Source organism: Castellaniella sp., assembly GCF_041677825.1.
Taxonomy (GTDB): Bacteria; Pseudomonadota; Gammaproteobacteria; order Burkholderiales; family Burkholderiaceae_B; genus Castellaniella.
On sequence record NZ_JBAYPG010000046.1, the window covers coordinates 1 to 13,566 of the forward strand.

Annotated in this window: 15 protein-coding genes; 7 read left to right on the forward strand and 8 right to left on the reverse strand. The window is 62.4% G+C overall.

Features of this window, described 5'->3' with window-relative positions; translation table 11 throughout:
* The 5 genes from tolA to WCY17_RS13925 form a co-directional block, all read left to right on the forward strand.
* Positions 1–587, forward strand: a 587-nt coding sequence (gene tolA / locus WCY17_RS13905; RefSeq protein WP_372702787.1) for a cell envelope integrity protein TolA, incomplete at its 5' end; no start/stop codon positions are given.
* Positions 588–601: 14 nt separating this feature from the next.
* Positions 602–1,894, forward strand: coding sequence for a Tol-Pal system beta propeller repeat protein TolB (gene tolB / locus WCY17_RS13910; RefSeq protein ID WP_372702788.1), 1,293 nt, complete (start codon positions 602–604; stop codon positions 1,892–1,894).
* 33 nt (positions 1,895–1,927) lie between these two features.
* The gene (gene pal, locus WCY17_RS13915; protein WP_372702789.1) at positions 1,928–2,422 is read left to right on the forward strand and encodes a peptidoglycan-associated lipoprotein Pal; all 495 of its coding nucleotides are present in this window, start codon (positions 1,928–1,930) and stop codon (positions 2,420–2,422) included.
* Between the two features lie 101 nt (positions 2,423–2,523).
* Complete coding sequence (gene ybgF / locus WCY17_RS13920) at positions 2,524–3,156, forward strand: tol-pal system protein YbgF (protein WP_372702790.1); 633 nt, start codon at positions 2,524–2,526, stop codon at positions 3,154–3,156.
* A gap of 35 nt (positions 3,157–3,191) precedes the next feature.
* Positions 3,192–4,052 carry an alpha/beta fold hydrolase gene (locus WCY17_RS13925; RefSeq protein WP_372702791.1) on the forward strand — a complete coding sequence of 287 codons (861 nt, stop codon included), beginning with the start codon at positions 3,192–3,194 and terminating at the stop codon, positions 4,050–4,052.
* 17 nt (positions 4,053–4,069) lie between these two features.
* Here WCY17_RS13925 and WCY17_RS13930 read toward each other — a convergent pair whose 3' ends face one another.
* Complete coding sequence (locus tag WCY17_RS13930; protein ID WP_372702792.1) at positions 4,070–4,582, reverse strand: copper chaperone PCu(A)C; 513 nt, start codon at positions 4,580–4,582, stop codon at positions 4,070–4,072.
* A 153-nt stretch (positions 4,583–4,735) separates the two neighbouring features.
* Between WCY17_RS13930 and WCY17_RS13935 the strand changes: the two genes are divergently transcribed.
* Positions 4,736–5,203: a PaaI family thioesterase gene (locus tag WCY17_RS13935; RefSeq protein ID WP_372702793.1), complete on the forward strand. Its 468-nt coding sequence runs from the start codon at positions 4,736–4,738 to the stop codon at positions 5,201–5,203.
* Here the strand turns inward: WCY17_RS13935 and WCY17_RS13940 are convergent.
* The 7 genes from WCY17_RS13940 to ahpC form a co-directional block, all read right to left on the reverse strand.
* Positions 5,200–6,288, reverse strand: coding sequence for a BMP family ABC transporter substrate-binding protein (locus WCY17_RS13940; RefSeq protein WP_372702794.1), 1,089 nt, complete (start codon positions 6,286–6,288; stop codon positions 5,200–5,202). The two genes, WCY17_RS13935 and WCY17_RS13940, sit on opposite strands and share 4 nt — an antisense overlap.
* Before the next feature lie 25 nt (positions 6,289–6,313).
* Positions 6,314–7,231: an ABC transporter permease gene (locus WCY17_RS13945; protein ID WP_372702795.1), complete on the reverse strand. Its 918-nt coding sequence runs from the start codon at positions 7,229–7,231 to the stop codon at positions 6,314–6,316.
* Between the two features lie 4 nt (positions 7,232–7,235).
* Complete coding sequence (locus tag WCY17_RS13950; protein WP_372702796.1) at positions 7,236–8,300, reverse strand: ABC transporter permease; 1,065 nt, start codon at positions 8,298–8,300, stop codon at positions 7,236–7,238.
* Entirely contained in the window at positions 8,293–9,846 is a 1,554-nt protein-coding gene (locus tag WCY17_RS13955) for an ABC transporter ATP-binding protein (protein WP_372702797.1), read from the reverse strand. Before WCY17_RS13955 ends, WCY17_RS13950 begins: the two co-directional genes overlap by 8 nt.
* A gap of 93 nt (positions 9,847–9,939) precedes the next feature.
* On the reverse strand, positions 9,940–10,575 hold the full coding sequence (gene leuE / locus WCY17_RS13960) for a leucine efflux protein LeuE (RefSeq protein ID WP_372702798.1): 636 nt from the start codon (positions 10,573–10,575) through the stop codon (positions 9,940–9,942).
* Positions 10,576–10,676: 101 nt separating this feature from the next.
* Positions 10,677–12,245 carry an alkyl hydroperoxide reductase subunit F gene (ahpF, locus tag WCY17_RS13965; RefSeq protein ID WP_372702799.1) on the reverse strand — a complete coding sequence of 523 codons (1,569 nt, stop codon included), beginning with the start codon at positions 12,243–12,245 and terminating at the stop codon, positions 10,677–10,679.
* 159 nt (positions 12,246–12,404) lie between these two features.
* Positions 12,405–12,968: an alkyl hydroperoxide reductase subunit C gene (gene ahpC / locus WCY17_RS13970; protein WP_372702800.1), complete on the reverse strand. Its 564-nt coding sequence runs from the start codon at positions 12,966–12,968 to the stop codon at positions 12,405–12,407.
* Between the two features lie 251 nt (positions 12,969–13,219).
* Between ahpC and WCY17_RS13975 the strand changes: the two genes are divergently transcribed.
* Positions 13,220–13,507: a co-chaperone GroES gene (locus WCY17_RS13975; protein WP_372702801.1), complete on the forward strand. Its 288-nt coding sequence runs from the start codon at positions 13,220–13,222 to the stop codon at positions 13,505–13,507.
* Positions 13,508–13,566: the final 59 nt, after the last annotated feature.

Genomic DNA, 13,566 nt, shown 5'->3' on the forward strand with positions numbered 1-13,566 from the left:
AGGCCGCCGCCGAGAAAGCCGCCGCCGAGAAAGCCGCCGCCGAGAAAGCCGCTGCCGAGAAAGCCGCTGCCGAGAAAAAGGCGGCTGCCGAGAAGGCTGCGGCCGAGAAGGCTGCGGCCGAGAAAGCCGCTGCCGAGAAAAAGGCGGCTGCCGAGAAAGCGGCCAGAGAGAAGGTTGCCCGCGAGAAAGCGGCCGCAGAAAAAGCCGCAGCAGCCCGGCGTGCGGCCCTGGACGCCTTGCGCAGCGACGCACTTCAGGCCGCCGGCATCCCCAGCGGCAACGCGGACCGCAACCAGCGTGGTGGAGGCGGCAACGACGGTTATGCTGCGAAAATCAGGGCATGCGTGCAGCCAGGCGTCATCTATAACGTACCGCCACAAGCCGGTGGCCATAATCCGACCAGCGTGTTCAGGGTCGACCTGGAACAGAATGGACAGGTGCGACAGGCTGAACTGACCCAATCTTCGGGGGATTCGCGTTTCGACGCGGCAGTGCAGAAGGGCATCCAGGCATGCTCGCCGTTTCCCAGACCCCCCACTGGCAAATATCCAAAGTATATTGACGTAAATTACCGGATGTATGATTAAGGAGGTCGCTGACCATGTACGGGATCACAAGACGCTTCTGGCGGCATTCTGCAAGGCTGGCCATCGGCTTGTTGCTGATGGCGGGGCTGCCGGGGCTTGCCGCAGCCCAGTTGCGCGTCGACATTTCGGGTGTGGGCGCAACTCAATACCCAATTGCAATTGCAGACTTTTCCGGCTCCGCAAATGCGGCCCTGGTACCCGAAGTCATCCGTGCAGACCTGACACGGTCCGGGCAGTTTCGCCTGATCGGCACATCGGGGGCGTCGCTGGATGCGGGCAGCACCATCGACTATGCCGCCTGGCAAGCGCGCGGTGCAGACTATCTGGCCTATGGCTCGGTATCGCAAAGCGGCGATCATTATACGTTCGACTACCGGCTGGTCGACAATGTGCGCAAGGCGGAAATCGATCAGGCCTCGATTGACGGCACAGAATCGGACATGCGCCGTATCGCCCATCAGATCGCAGACCGCATCTACGAGAAAATCACCGGCATCCGGGGTGTTTTTTCAACACGAATCGCCTACGTGTTGCAAACAGGCAACAATTATGAGTTACAAATTGCGGATGCCGATGGTCAGAACCCGCAAGTCATGCTGCGCTCCAAGCATGCCATCATTTCTCCAGCCTGGTCCCCGGACGGCAAACAATTGGCCTATGTCAGCTTCGAGTCCGGCAAATCGGTCATTTATGTTCAGACACTGGCGACGGGTCAGCGCCAGCCCATTTCGAACTTCAAGGGCAACAACAGCGCACCGGCCTGGTCGCCCAGCGGCCAGAAACTGGCCATCGTGCTCTCGAAAGATGGCATTTCGCAAATCTACACCATCAACACCGACGGCACGGATCTGCGTCGCCTGATGCGCTCGCCCCTGATCGACACCGAACCCGGCTATGCACCGGATGGCCAGTACCTCGTGTTCACCAGTGACCGGGGGGGCAGTCCACAGATATACAAAGTGGCTGCCGACGGCGGCGAGGCGCAGCGCCTGACCTTCTCGGGCAGTTACAATGTCTCACCCAAGGTCTCGCCAGATGGGCAGCAACTGTTGTACGTTACCCGTAGAGATGGCGCGTTCAGGATCGCAACGCTTGGCCTGTTCTCGGGCAACGAGCAAATTCTGACAAACGGGCCAGACGATCAATCCCCGAGCTATGCGCCCAACGGCATGCAGGCACTGTACAGCGCCGTACAGAATGGGCGTAGTGTATTGGCTGTCACGTCGATCGATGGACGCATCCATCAGACACTTTCGGTGCTCAATGGCAAGGTCAGCGAACCTGCCTGGGGCCCCTTCACCCACTGATTTTTTCGTGTGACTCTTTCAAAAGGACTTCAAATGAGCTCGCGCATCATCCGGACCCTGACCATCGCCGCTATTGCAGGGGCACTGGCCGCCTGCAGTTCGGTGCCGCTGGACGAAAACGGTGCCGGCAGCGGCATGGATTCGTCAGCGTCCACCGGGCAGGTCATGGATCCGTTCAACCCCCAGAGCCCGCTCGCGCAGCAACGATCGGTGTATTTCGATTTCGACAGCTACACCGTGCCCGAGCAGTACAGGGGCGTGGTTGAAATGCATTCGGGCTATCTGTCCAGCCACCCCGGGCAGAACGTACGCGTTGAAGGCAATACAGACGCTCGCGGCAGTACAGAATATAATCTGGCCTTGGGCCAGCGTCGCTCGGATGCCGTGGCACGCATGATGACACTGCTGGGCGTCAATGCGAACCAGATTGAAGCCATCAGCTTCGGCAAAGAGCGCCCCAAGGCGCTGGGCAACACTGAAGCCGATTATGCCGAAAACCGTCGTGCCGACTTCAACTACCTCCGTTGATCGCATTCGGGCAATACTGGCGCCGCGGCAGTCGTGCTGCGGCGTTTTTCTTTGGAGTGGCCATGCGTACAGTTCATTCACCCCTCTGCGTGCGAGCCGGCATGCTTGCACTGGTCCTGTCCCTGCTCAGCCCGGCAGCCCAGGCATTTTCCGACGACGAAGCACGCCGCGCCATCATCGAGCTCAGGGCGCAGATCAAGCAGATGAACGAGCAAAGCCAGCAGGCGCGCATCCAGCTATCGAGCCAGATGGACCAGCTGCACCAGGAAATCGCATCATTGCGCGGCCGCATCGAAGAAATCAGCGGACGCCCGGCCCCGGCACAGCAGGCTTCCGGCCCCAGGGCACCAGCCACTGCGGACCCCCAGCAACGCGCCGTCTATGAGGCAGCGGCAGATCTCTACCGAAACGGCCGCTACGCCGAGGCCGCCTCCGGCTTTGCCAGCTTTGTGGGCTCGTATCCCGACAGCCCCATGGTGGGCGATGCATTGTTCTACCTTGGAAGCAGTCAGTATGCCTCGAAGCGCTTTGCAGATTCGGTCAAGTCCATGACGACGCTGGTCCAGCAGCATCCAAATGATCCACGCGCGCCCGATGCACTTCTGGTGGCTGCGATCAGCCAGATCGAGCTCAACGACATGAAAGGCGCCAGGGCCAGCCTGCAGCGCATCCTGGATGATTACCCCGGCAGTTCCGCCGCCGAAACAGCCCGCAATCGCATCAAGCTGCTCTGATGGCACCCGTCGCGAACTCGAAGCACGAGCCCGGCATGGATGACGGTACCGGGGCTCTGACCTGCACCCTGCCGGCAGGGCCCCTGCACTATCTCCAGGCGGGCTCGGGGGATCCAGTGCTGCTGATCCACGGTTCACTGTGCGATTATCGCTACTGGCGCTGGCAGATCCCCGCCCTGCAGCCATGCCATACTGTCATTGCCCCGAGCTTGCGAGGCTGCTGGCCCGCGGCGGGGCTGCACCCGCAAACGGGCTATGGGGTCATGGCGCATGCCGACGACCTGCAGGCGCTCCTGCACACCCTGGGCTGTGGGCCGGCCCATGTCGTAGGTCATTCCCGCGGGGCAGAGGTCGCCTGGGCCCTGGTACGCCAGGCGCCAGAACTGTGCCGCAGCCTCACGCTGGCCGACCCTGGTTTCAGGTTCGCCGACGAGCCCGAGGTCCCGCCCTTCTACACCCAGACTGCTGCGGCCCTGCAACGCGGCGACACCGCGGCGGCGCTGGCCGACTTCGTGGACACCGTGAACGGCGCGGACACGTGGCGCAAAATGGTCCCGTGGTTCAAGCAAATGGCAGAAGACAATGCGTTGACACTGCTTTCTCAGGTGCAGGAACAGCGCCTGGCCATCACGGATGCAGAAATGGCCGGGCTGAACGTGCCGGTCCTGCTGATCGGCGGCGCACTGAGCCCCAGAAAATACCCGCAACGCCTGGACCGCCTGCAACGGCTGATACCGGGGGCGGCACGCGTGCGCATTGCCATGGCCGCGCACGGCATGAATCTGGCCAACCCGCGTGCCTTCAACCGTGCACTGCTCGGCTTCTTCGGCAACCTCTCGGGTACGATGCCTGCACAGGGCCAGCAGGCCGCACTGCAAAGCGCAACCAGCGTCTGACCCCGATGCTGGCCCTTTCAGTGGGCGTGGCCAGCCATCGGCGGTGCCGATTTCGGTGATTTCAGTTCACATACGGCCCGTACGGTGGTGCCATCCTTGAGGATGAGATCAAGATCGGCATGATCACCAATGTGCAGGCCCGCACGGGGCTCTTCGAGCATGACGTGATAGCTGCCCGGCTTGAAATCCAGTTGACCGCCCGCAGTAACCGCCACCTGCTCGACCATGGACATCTTGCTGATGCCGTCTTCCTGGGTGGTCTGGTGCAGCATGACCATACCGTAGTCGGGCGAATGAGCGGCTGTCAGAACAGCGTCTTGCGTGCCACCGTTGTGCAGCACGAAGAACCCGCCCGATGCAGTGGGGGGCGGCATCTGCCGGATCCAGCAATCGCTGGCCGTGACCGTGCTGGAGCGTGGGCCGGCAGCCTGCTGCGCTGCGGCGCCGGACGCATGATGCTGGGCGACGGCTGCACCTGACAGGGCCAGGCCGACAAAAAGCGCACAGACAGACGTGAATGCATTGTTCATTTCACCCTCGAGACAAATGAAGAAAGGTCACCGGCAAACGACGTTGCAACCGGCTCATTCAACCGAACGGACGCGTTCTGTCGAATGCTGGTGCAGTGTACTATGGGGCCCCTGAGCATGATTTGATCTATATCCATCAAAGACCCTTCTGTCATGTCAAACAAAGAATCCCGCGCCATGGCTGCACCTCAAGCCGATCCCCTTGTCACACCCGAGGCCTTCCAGGAACTGCTCGACCGCCTGCATCCATTTGCGCGGATATTGCGCCCGGAGATCCTGGAAATCGGCCATGGATGGGCTCGTCTTCGGCTGCCGCCCAACCCGGACAACCAGCGGCTGGGCGGGATCGTGGCCGGCCCCATGTTGATGGGGCTGGCGGACCTGGCCCTGTATGCGGCCATAATGGGCGCTACGGGTGCCGTCGAGGCCGTCACGGCCAGCCTGACGATCAACTTCTTGCGGGGCGCACCGTCCGGCGGCATCGTGGCCGAAGCCCGGATATTGAAAACCGGCCGCATGACGGCCGGTGAGGTTCTGCTGGTACCTGATGGCGGCGGAGAACCGGTGGCCCAGGTCATCAGCACCTGGTCGATCCGGCGCCCCCAGGCCCAGGCAGGCTAGCCCTTGTTCAGCTTGCCCACCACCCCTTCCACGTAGTAGTCCATCGAGTTCAGCCCGTCGTCATCCAGGGCTCCCTCGGCAAGAATCACCCGGCCATCGTTGGTCTTGATGGGCGCGGAAAAGACTTTCAGCTGGCCGCTGGCGATGGCTTCTTCCATGGCCTTGAGCTTGGCCCTGAGACCGTCATCCACGTCGGCACCAAAGCCTTCCAGATCGACCATGCCCTCTTTGAAGCCGCCCCACACCTGGTCTGGCTGCCAGGCGCCATCGAGCACGGCCTGGGCGGTGCGGGTGAAATACGGCCCCCAGTGATGGGTCACTGCACCCAGCTGCGCGTTGGGGCCGAATTTCTGCATGTCGGAATGATAGGCAATGGCACGCTTGCCGCGCTCTTCGGCCGCCTGGACCGTGGCCGTGGAGTCTGTGTGGTGGGTCACGATGTCCGCACCCTGATCCAGCAAGGCCAGGGCCGCATCGCGCTCTTTGCCCGGATCGAACCAGCTGTTGACCATGATCACACGCACTTCGGCGTCTGGCTTGACGCTGCGCAGCCCCTGGGTGAACGCGTTGATCCCCTGCAGAACCTCCGGGATCGGGTAGGCACCCACGTAGCCGACCACATTCGTATCCGTCTTGTGCCCTGCCAGCACACCGGCCATGTAGCGCGACTGATAGAAACGGGCATTCGTCGTCGCCACATTGGGTGCCGTCTTGTAGCCGGTCGAGTGCACGAATTTGACATCCGGGAACTGGCGGGCCACCTTGATGGTCGGATTCATGTAGCCAAACGAGGTGGTGAAAATGAGCTGGTTGCCCTGCTGAGCCAGATCGCGAATCACGCGCTCGGCGTCGGCCCCTTCGGGAACATCTTCGACGATCTGGGTGACCACCTGATCGCCCAGCTGTTCGAGCATGTATTTGCGGCCCAGATCCTGTTGCCAGGTCCAGCCGGCCTCGCCGATCGGGCTCACATAGACAAAGCCGATCTTGAGGGGTTCCTTGGCCATGACGGGGCCAGCGGCCCACAGGCAGGCAGTTGCCGTGGCAACGGCCGCGAAAGCAAGACGCAATCGTGAGGATTTCATGAGTTTGATCTCCGTGGTGAAATGATCAGCGGTTGGGAATGAACACGCGCCCGAGGGACGCGGGCATGTTGATGCGGATCCAGTCGACATTGCGCGAAATGAGGACCAGCACGAGAATCGTGGCCAGGTACGGCAGCATGGACAACAACTGCGAGGCAATGGGCACCCCCAGCGCCTGCATGTGGAACGTCAGTATGGTGATGCCGCCAAACAGATAGGCACCCACCAGAACGCGCATGGGTCGCCAGGTGGCGAACGGGGTCAGTGCCAATGCGATCCAGCCGCGCCCCGCCACCATGTTCTCGACCCACATGGGGGTATAGACGAGCGACATGAACGCCCCGGCCAGGCCGCAGCACGCCCCGCCAAACAACAGGGCGGCCAGGCGGATGCGCCGCACAGGATAGCCCAGGGCATGGGCCGACTCGGGCGACTCACCCACCGCGCGCAGGATCAGGCCTGCCCGCGTCCGATACAGAAACCAGCTGAGCGCCAGGGCCAGGACGATGGCTGTGTAGACCAGGGGGTGCTGCTGGAACAGTGCCCGGCCCAGAAACGGGATTTCCGACAGCCCAGGGATGGCCCATGAGGCCGCCTTGAGCGTAGCGCCCACATAAGGCAGACCGATGGACGCCGAGACGCCGACACCGAAAATCGACAGCGCCAGGCCACAGGCAATCTGGTTGGCGCTCAGCCAGACCACCAGCCAGGCAAACCCTGCGGCCATGATTGCACCGGCCAGCGCGCCCGCGGCGAAGCCCACCCACGTGCTGCCGCTTTCCACGGCAACGGCAAAGCCCAGCGCTGCAGCCACCAGCATCATGCCTTCGGAACCCAGATTGATGACGCCCGACTTTTCATTGACCAGCAAGCCCAGGGCCGCCAGCATCAGCGGCGTGCCCGCCATCAGTGCGGCTGCAATCAGTGGAGCCAGTGCATCCATGGTCTCAGGGTCTCCAGCGCAAGCGTTGATGGATCAGCACATCACAGGCCAGTAGGGAAAACAGGAGAATCCCCTGGAAGATGCCGGTGATCGCACTGGGCATGCCCAGGCGGGTCTGCGAGAGTTCGCCGCCGATATAGAACAGCGCCATGATGAAACTGGCAAAAATGACCCCCACCGGATGCAACCGGCCCACGAACGCCACAATGATGGCGGCAAAGCCGTAACCTGGCGAGACGGAGGGTGTCAGTTGGCCGATCGGGCCCATGACCTCACAGGCACCCGCCACCCCTGCCAGGGCACCTGAGCCGAGCAGGCAGCCCCACAGCGCGCGACGCGAAGAAAACCCGGCATAACGGGCCGCCAGCGGAGCAAGGCCACCCACTGTAAGACGAAAGCCGGCCAGCAGCCGTGCCAGAAACAACCAGGCCCACAAGGCCACCAGCAGGGCAAGAATGATCCCCGCGTGAACGCGTGTACCGGGCAGTATGGGCAAAAGAAAACCATCATCGAACATGCGCGACTGCGGAAAACCGAAGCCATCCGGGTCACGCATCACCCCGTGCACCAGGTAGCTGAGCAGAAGTTCGGCCACATACACCAGCATCAGCGAAACGAGGATTTCGTTGGCATGGAAGCGATCCCGCAACCACGCCACGATGCTGGCCCAAAAGGCCCCGCCCAAGGCCCCGGCGAGGATGGCCAGGGCGATCATGTACCAGCCGCCCTGACCGCCCAGTCCGTCATCGAAGGCCAGAACGAAGGCCGATGCCGCGATCGAGCCCACCACCAGCTGGCCTTCGGCACCGATATTGAACACGTTGGCACGAAAACACAATGCCAGACCGATCGCGCACAACAGCAGCGGCGCCATCTTGACACCGATTTCGGCCCAGCCCTGCAGACTCGACAATGGTGCGACAAACAATACGTACAGCCCCTGCACCGGCGCCTTGCCCACCCCGATGAACATCAGGGCACCACACAGGGCCGTCAGAGCCAGCGCCAACACCGGCGACAACCACATCATGCGCCGCGAGGGCTCGGCGCGCGGAACCAGTTCAAGCATGCCGGATCTCGGACAAGTCCGTATCTGCTGCATCGGCCGGGTCGTCCGGGCCGGGCCACAGGCCGCTCATCCACTGGCCGACCCGTTCGCGCGTGGCCTCGCTGCGCGCCAGAGCGGGTGACATGCGTCCTTTGGCCATGACCACCAGGCGGTCGGAGAGTTCGAGGAGTTCGTCCAATTCTTCGGAAATGAGCAGCAAGGCACAACCGGCATCACGCAAGGCCAGCAATTCATTGCGGATGCGTGCTGCGGCACCGACATCCACCCCCCAGGTCGGCTGGGCGATGATCAGGATGCGCGGCGCGGCGATGACTTCGCGGCCCACGATGTATTTTTGCAGATTGCCGCCCGACAGGCTGCCGGCCTGTGCGTGCGGGCCCGGTGCCTTGACACCGAAGCGCCGGATGATCTCGGCCGTGAGACGATGCACGGCGGCCTCGCGTATCCAGCCACGGCGTACGGTGGCCGCCCCCTGATGCGTGAGGAGCAGATTGCGCGCCAGGCTGAGTTCGGGCACCGCACCGCGCCCGAGGCGTTCTTCAGGCACGAATGCCATGCCATGGGCACGCCGCCAGGCGACCGGCTGCTGCCCCATGGCCTGTCCGTCGAGTTGGACGCTCTCGGCCCGGGCCCGCCTGTCTTCGCCCGACAGCACCCCCATGAGTTCTTGCTGGCCATTGCCCGACACCCCCGCAACCCCCAGGATCTCGCCCTCATGCAGACTGAAGCTGACGCCATCGAGACGGGTTGCAAACGGATGCGCACGCTCGAGATCGAGCCCCTGCACCTGCAGACGCAACGACCCGGCGGTGCGGCCCTGGCGTACCTGCACGGGAAGATCTTCGCCGATCATCAGACGCGACAGGCTGGCTGCGGTTTCTTCGCGTGGGTCGCAGACCCCGGTCACCCGGCCTGCCCGCAATACGGTACAGCGATGGCACAAGGCCCGGATTTCGTCGAGTTTGTGGCTGATGTACAGGATGCTGCAACCCTCGGTGGCCAATTGCCGCAGGACGTCGAACAGGCGCTGTACCGCCTGGGGCGTCAGCACCGAGGTGGGCTCGTCGAGGATCAGCAGGCGCGGCCGGCCCAGCAGGGCACGCACGATCTCCACGCGCTGCCGTTCACCCACCGACAGGGTGTGCACGTGCCGCAAGGGCTCGACCTCGAGCCCGTACTGGTGCGCCGTTGCGGTGATCTGCGCGGCCAGCACGGACAACGGGGTCCCCCCTGGCAGACCCAGGGCGATATTCTCGACCACCGTGAGCGTATCGAACAAGGAAAAATGCTGAAAGACCATCCCCAGACCCAGCGCCCGTGCTGCAGCGGGGTTATCGATCTGCACCGACTGGCCATCCCAGAAGATTTCGCCAGAGTCCGGCCGCACCACGCCATAGATGATCTTCATCAGCGTGGACTTGCCGGCACCATTTTCGCCCAGAACGGCATGAATTTCGCCGGGCTCGACGGACAGATCCACCGCATCGTTGGCCAGAACGGCGGGGTAGCGCTTGCTGATGTGGCTCAGGGCCAGACGAGGCGGCATGGGCAATCCGGGGGCGTCAGGGCAAAGGGTCGAGTCGGGGGATGGCCAATTCTACTGAGTGACAGCCAGTACGCCAAAAGGGTTAACCCTTGATCAAGGCTCCAGCGCCATGCGCCCTGCAAACCAGATGAACAGCGTACCCACCAATGCGCTGCCCATGCGGGCCATGCCGGGTCGCCGACGGAACGCACCGGCGAGGCGGGCACCGCCAAAAATCAGGACAGACAGGTAAATGAGGCTGCAGGCCTGCAGAATGGCGGCCAATATCAGAAAAGACAGCACCGGATGGGGATAGGACGGATCCACGAACTGCACGAAGAACGACAGCAGGAACAGGATGGCCTTGGGATTGAGAAGGCTCAGCAGCAGCGCCCGCCTGAAGGGGCTGGCTGACGGGCTGGTGAGCACCTGCTTCTGCGTGCTGCCCGGCCGCACGGCGGATACCCAGAGGTTCAGGCCCAGCCACAGCAAATACACGGCGCCGGCCGCCTTCAGCCCCAGAAACAGCATGGGCAGCAGCTTCAGCACCGATGCCGCACCCGCAGCGGTGAGCGTCATGAGGACACAATCGCCCAAGAACACGCCAAGTACCGCCTGATAGCCTGCGCGCACACCGCGACCGGCGCCCACGGCCAGCACAAACAATGAATTGGGCCCTGGCAGCAAGATGATGAATATCGTACCCAGAACGTAGGTCCAGATATTCAGTACACCCAATGACTCGAACATGAAGGCCCTGAAACGCCGCAATCGATGACGACAGAATTTTAGCCCAGGTCCGGTCTGGCCGGACAGCGCCCGCCCCCGTCGCCGGACGGGGGTGCTCATGCTCAGGCCGCCTCGCTGGCCTCGACCGAACTGCGGATCAGGTGATCGAAGGCCGCCAATGCCGCCTTGGCGCCTTCGCCCGCCGCGATGATGATCTGCTTGTAGGGCACCGTCGTGGCATCACCTGCCGCAAAGACGCCCGGTACGGACGTCTGCCCACGCGCATCGACCAGAATCTCGCCGTGCGGAGACAGATCCACCACGCCCTTGAGCCACTCGGTGTTGGGCACCAGGCCAATCTGGATGAAGACCCCTTCGAGATCGATCTGGTGCACGGTGCCGGTGAGGCGGTCCTTGTAGCTCAAGTGCGTGACGCGCTTGCCATCGCCGTGAATTTCCGTCGTCTGTGCGGAGGTCAGGATGGTGACGTTGGGCAGGCTGCGCAGTTTGCGCTGCAATACATCGTCGGCCCGCAACCGGTCATCGAACTCGATCACGGTGACATGCCCGACCAGGCCAGCCAGATCGATGGCCGCCTCGACACCCGAGTTGCCACCGCCAATCACTGCGGTACGCTTGCCCTTGAAGAGCGGACCATCACAGTGCGGGCAATAGGCCACACCCCGGTTGCGGTACTCGGCCTCGCCGGGCACGTTGATCTGGCGCCAGCGGGCACCCGTCGAGAGGATCACACTGCGCGACCTGAGCACGGCGCCATTGGCCAGTTCGACCTGGATCAGCCGGCCCGGTATCAGCCGGCTGGCCCGCTGCAGGTTCATGATGTCGACCTCGTAGGCCTTGACGTGCTGCTCGAGCGCAACGCCGAACCTGGGGCCTTCGGTCTCGAGGACGGAAATGTAATTTTCGATGGCCATGGTGTCCAGGACCTGACCGCCGAAGCGCTCGGCCACGACCCCCGTACGTATGCCCTTGCGCGCGGCATACACTGCTGCCGCCGCGCCCGCCGGGCCGCCACCGACCACCAGTACGTCGAAGGGTTCACGGGCGCTCAGCGCCTCGACCCGGGCCTCATCGTCGCCCGCATCGAGCAGCGCCAACAGCTCTTCAACCCCGGCGCGACCCTGGTGAAACAATTTGCCGTTCAGGAAAACGGCCGGCACGGACAGGATTTCTCGCGCCTGTACTTCGTCCTGGAAGTGGGCCCCATCGATGGCCACATGGCGGATGCGCGGATTGATGACCGACATGGCATTGAGCGCCTGCACGACGTCCGGGCAATTCTGGCATGACAGGGAAAAGAAGGTTTCGAAGTGATAGTCGCCCGACAGGCTGCGGACCTGGTCGACCACGGCCTCATCCAGCCGCGGCGGGTGACCGCCGACCTGCAGCAGGGCCAGCACCAGTGAAGTGAACTCATGGCCCAGGGGAATGCCGGCAAAACGCACGCCGACGTTTGTGCCTGCGCGGGCAATCTCGAACGATGGCGTACGACCATCGGGCGCCTCGGCATGCACCAGCGTGATGCGCTCCGACAACCCGGCAATCTCGCCGAGAAAGGTTTCGAGCTCGCGCGAAGCGGCGTCATCCCCCAGTGCGGCACGCAGTTCGAGGTCCTGCGTGACACGCTCGAGATAGGTGCCCAATTGTCCTTTGAGACTGGCATCCAGCATGGTCATCCCCTATATGAAATGAATCAGAAAATCGTTACCCGACCGCAACGGCTACCCGACCGATGCGGGTGCCTGAGTCAGGCAATGGCCGACGGGCTCGCTCGTGACGCAGCCCGCCGGCATCCGGCGCCCCGGGCCAATACGCCCGGAGGCGGCCGCTCAGATCTTGCCGACCAGGTCCAGCGAAGGCGTCAGCGTCTTGGCGCCCTCTTCCCACTTGGCCGGACAGACCTCGCCCGGGTGCGCGGCGATGTACTGCGCTGCCTTGACCTTGCGCAGCAGTTCGGAGGCATCGCGGCCGATGCCGTTGTCGTGGATCTCGAGCACCTTGATTTCACCCGCGGGGTTCACCACGAAGGTACCGCGCAAGGCCACGCCTTCGTCCTCGATGAGCACATCGAAGTTGCGCGACAGTACGTGCGTGGGATCACCGATCATGGGGTAGTTGACCTTCTTGATCGCCTCGGAGGTGTCGTGCCAGGCCTTGTGGGCAAAATGCGTATCGGTGGATACCGAGTACACTTCAACCCCCATTTTCTGGAACTCGGCGTAATGATCAGCAAGATCTTCGAGTTCGGTCGGGCAGACGAAGGTGAAGTCCGCAGGGTAAAAGACAAAGACGGACCACTTGCCAGCCACCGTTTCATTGCTGACTTCGACAAACTTGCCGTTGTGGTAGGCCGTCGCCTTGAAGGGCTTGATGGTGGTATTGATCAGAGACATGCAGTGCTCCTTTGAAAATTGAAGAAAGCCTTTGAAAGGCGTCGGGCACCAGTGTAGGAAAGGATGGGTAATAAGTAAAATTGATTGTTTCAATATCATTGATTGAAAATAACTATTTTGCATCATCCCTGCTGGAATTCCACGGGTATACCCCTTGAAATTGGCAGAATCATCCTTATAATTAGCACTCGTTGGGGTTGAGTGCTAACAAGACCCCCGGATTTCTCACAATGTTCACAAGGAGTTCCTCCATGGCACTGCGTCCTTTGCACGATCGCGTGATCGTCAAGCGTCTGGACAACGAGCGCACCACCGCTTCGGGTATCGTCATTCCTGAAAGTGCGGCTGAAAAGCCCGATCAGGGCGAAGTCCTGGCCGTTGGCCCAGGCAAGAAGACTGAAGACGGCAAAGTGATCCCGGTCGACCTGAAGGTCGGCGACAAGGTCCTGTTCGGCAAGTATGCCGGCCAGTCCGTCAAGGTCGATGGCGAAGAAGTCCTCGTCATCCGCGAGGAAGAAGTCCTCGCCGTGATCCAGTAATCTCAGATCCGTTTTACTCCAGGGAATTTCAACATGGCTGCAAAGCAAGTTTATTTTGG

What these genes read in the sequence shown, in the direction of transcription:
- tolB (WP_372702788.1), top strand. Translation starts at nt 602, where the DNA reads ATGTACGGGATCACAAGACGCTTCTGGCGGCATTCTGCAAGGCTGGCC.
- pal (WP_372702789.1), top strand. Translation starts at nt 1,928, where the DNA reads ATGAGCTCGCGCATCATCCGGACCCTGACCATCGCCGCTATTGCAGGG.
- ybgF (WP_372702790.1), top strand. Translation starts at nt 2,524, where the DNA reads ATGCTTGCACTGGTCCTGTCCCTGCTCAGCCCGGCAGCCCAGGCATTT.
- WCY17_RS13925 (WP_372702791.1), top strand. Translation starts at nt 3,192, where the DNA reads ATGGATGACGGTACCGGGGCTCTGACCTGCACCCTGCCGGCAGGGCCC.
- WCY17_RS13930 (WP_372702792.1), bottom strand. Translation starts at nt 4,582, where the DNA reads ATGAACAATGCATTCACGTCTGTCTGTGCGCTTTTTGTCGGCCTGGCC.
- WCY17_RS13935 (WP_372702793.1), top strand. Translation starts at nt 4,736, where the DNA reads ATGTCAAACAAAGAATCCCGCGCCATGGCTGCACCTCAAGCCGATCCC.
- WCY17_RS13940 (WP_372702794.1), bottom strand. Translation starts at nt 6,288, where the DNA reads ATGAAATCCTCACGATTGCGTCTTGCTTTCGCGGCCGTTGCCACGGCA.
- WCY17_RS13945 (WP_372702795.1), bottom strand. Translation starts at nt 7,231, where the DNA reads ATGGATGCACTGGCTCCACTGATTGCAGCCGCACTGATGGCGGGCACG.
- WCY17_RS13950 (WP_372702796.1), bottom strand. Translation starts at nt 8,300, where the DNA reads ATGCTTGAACTGGTTCCGCGCGCCGAGCCCTCGCGGCGCATGATGTGG.
- WCY17_RS13955 (WP_372702797.1), bottom strand. Translation starts at nt 9,846, where the DNA reads ATGCCGCCTCGTCTGGCCCTGAGCCACATCAGCAAGCGCTACCCCGCC.
- leuE (WP_372702798.1), bottom strand. Translation starts at nt 10,575, where the DNA reads ATGTTCGAGTCATTGGGTGTACTGAATATCTGGACCTACGTTCTGGGT.
- ahpF (WP_372702799.1), bottom strand. Translation starts at nt 12,245, where the DNA reads ATGCTGGATGCCAGTCTCAAAGGACAATTGGGCACCTATCTCGAGCGT.
- ahpC (WP_372702800.1), bottom strand. Translation starts at nt 12,968, where the DNA reads ATGTCTCTGATCAATACCACCATCAAGCCCTTCAAGGCGACGGCCTAC.
- WCY17_RS13975 (WP_372702801.1), top strand. Translation starts at nt 13,220, where the DNA reads ATGGCACTGCGTCCTTTGCACGATCGCGTGATCGTCAAGCGTCTGGAC.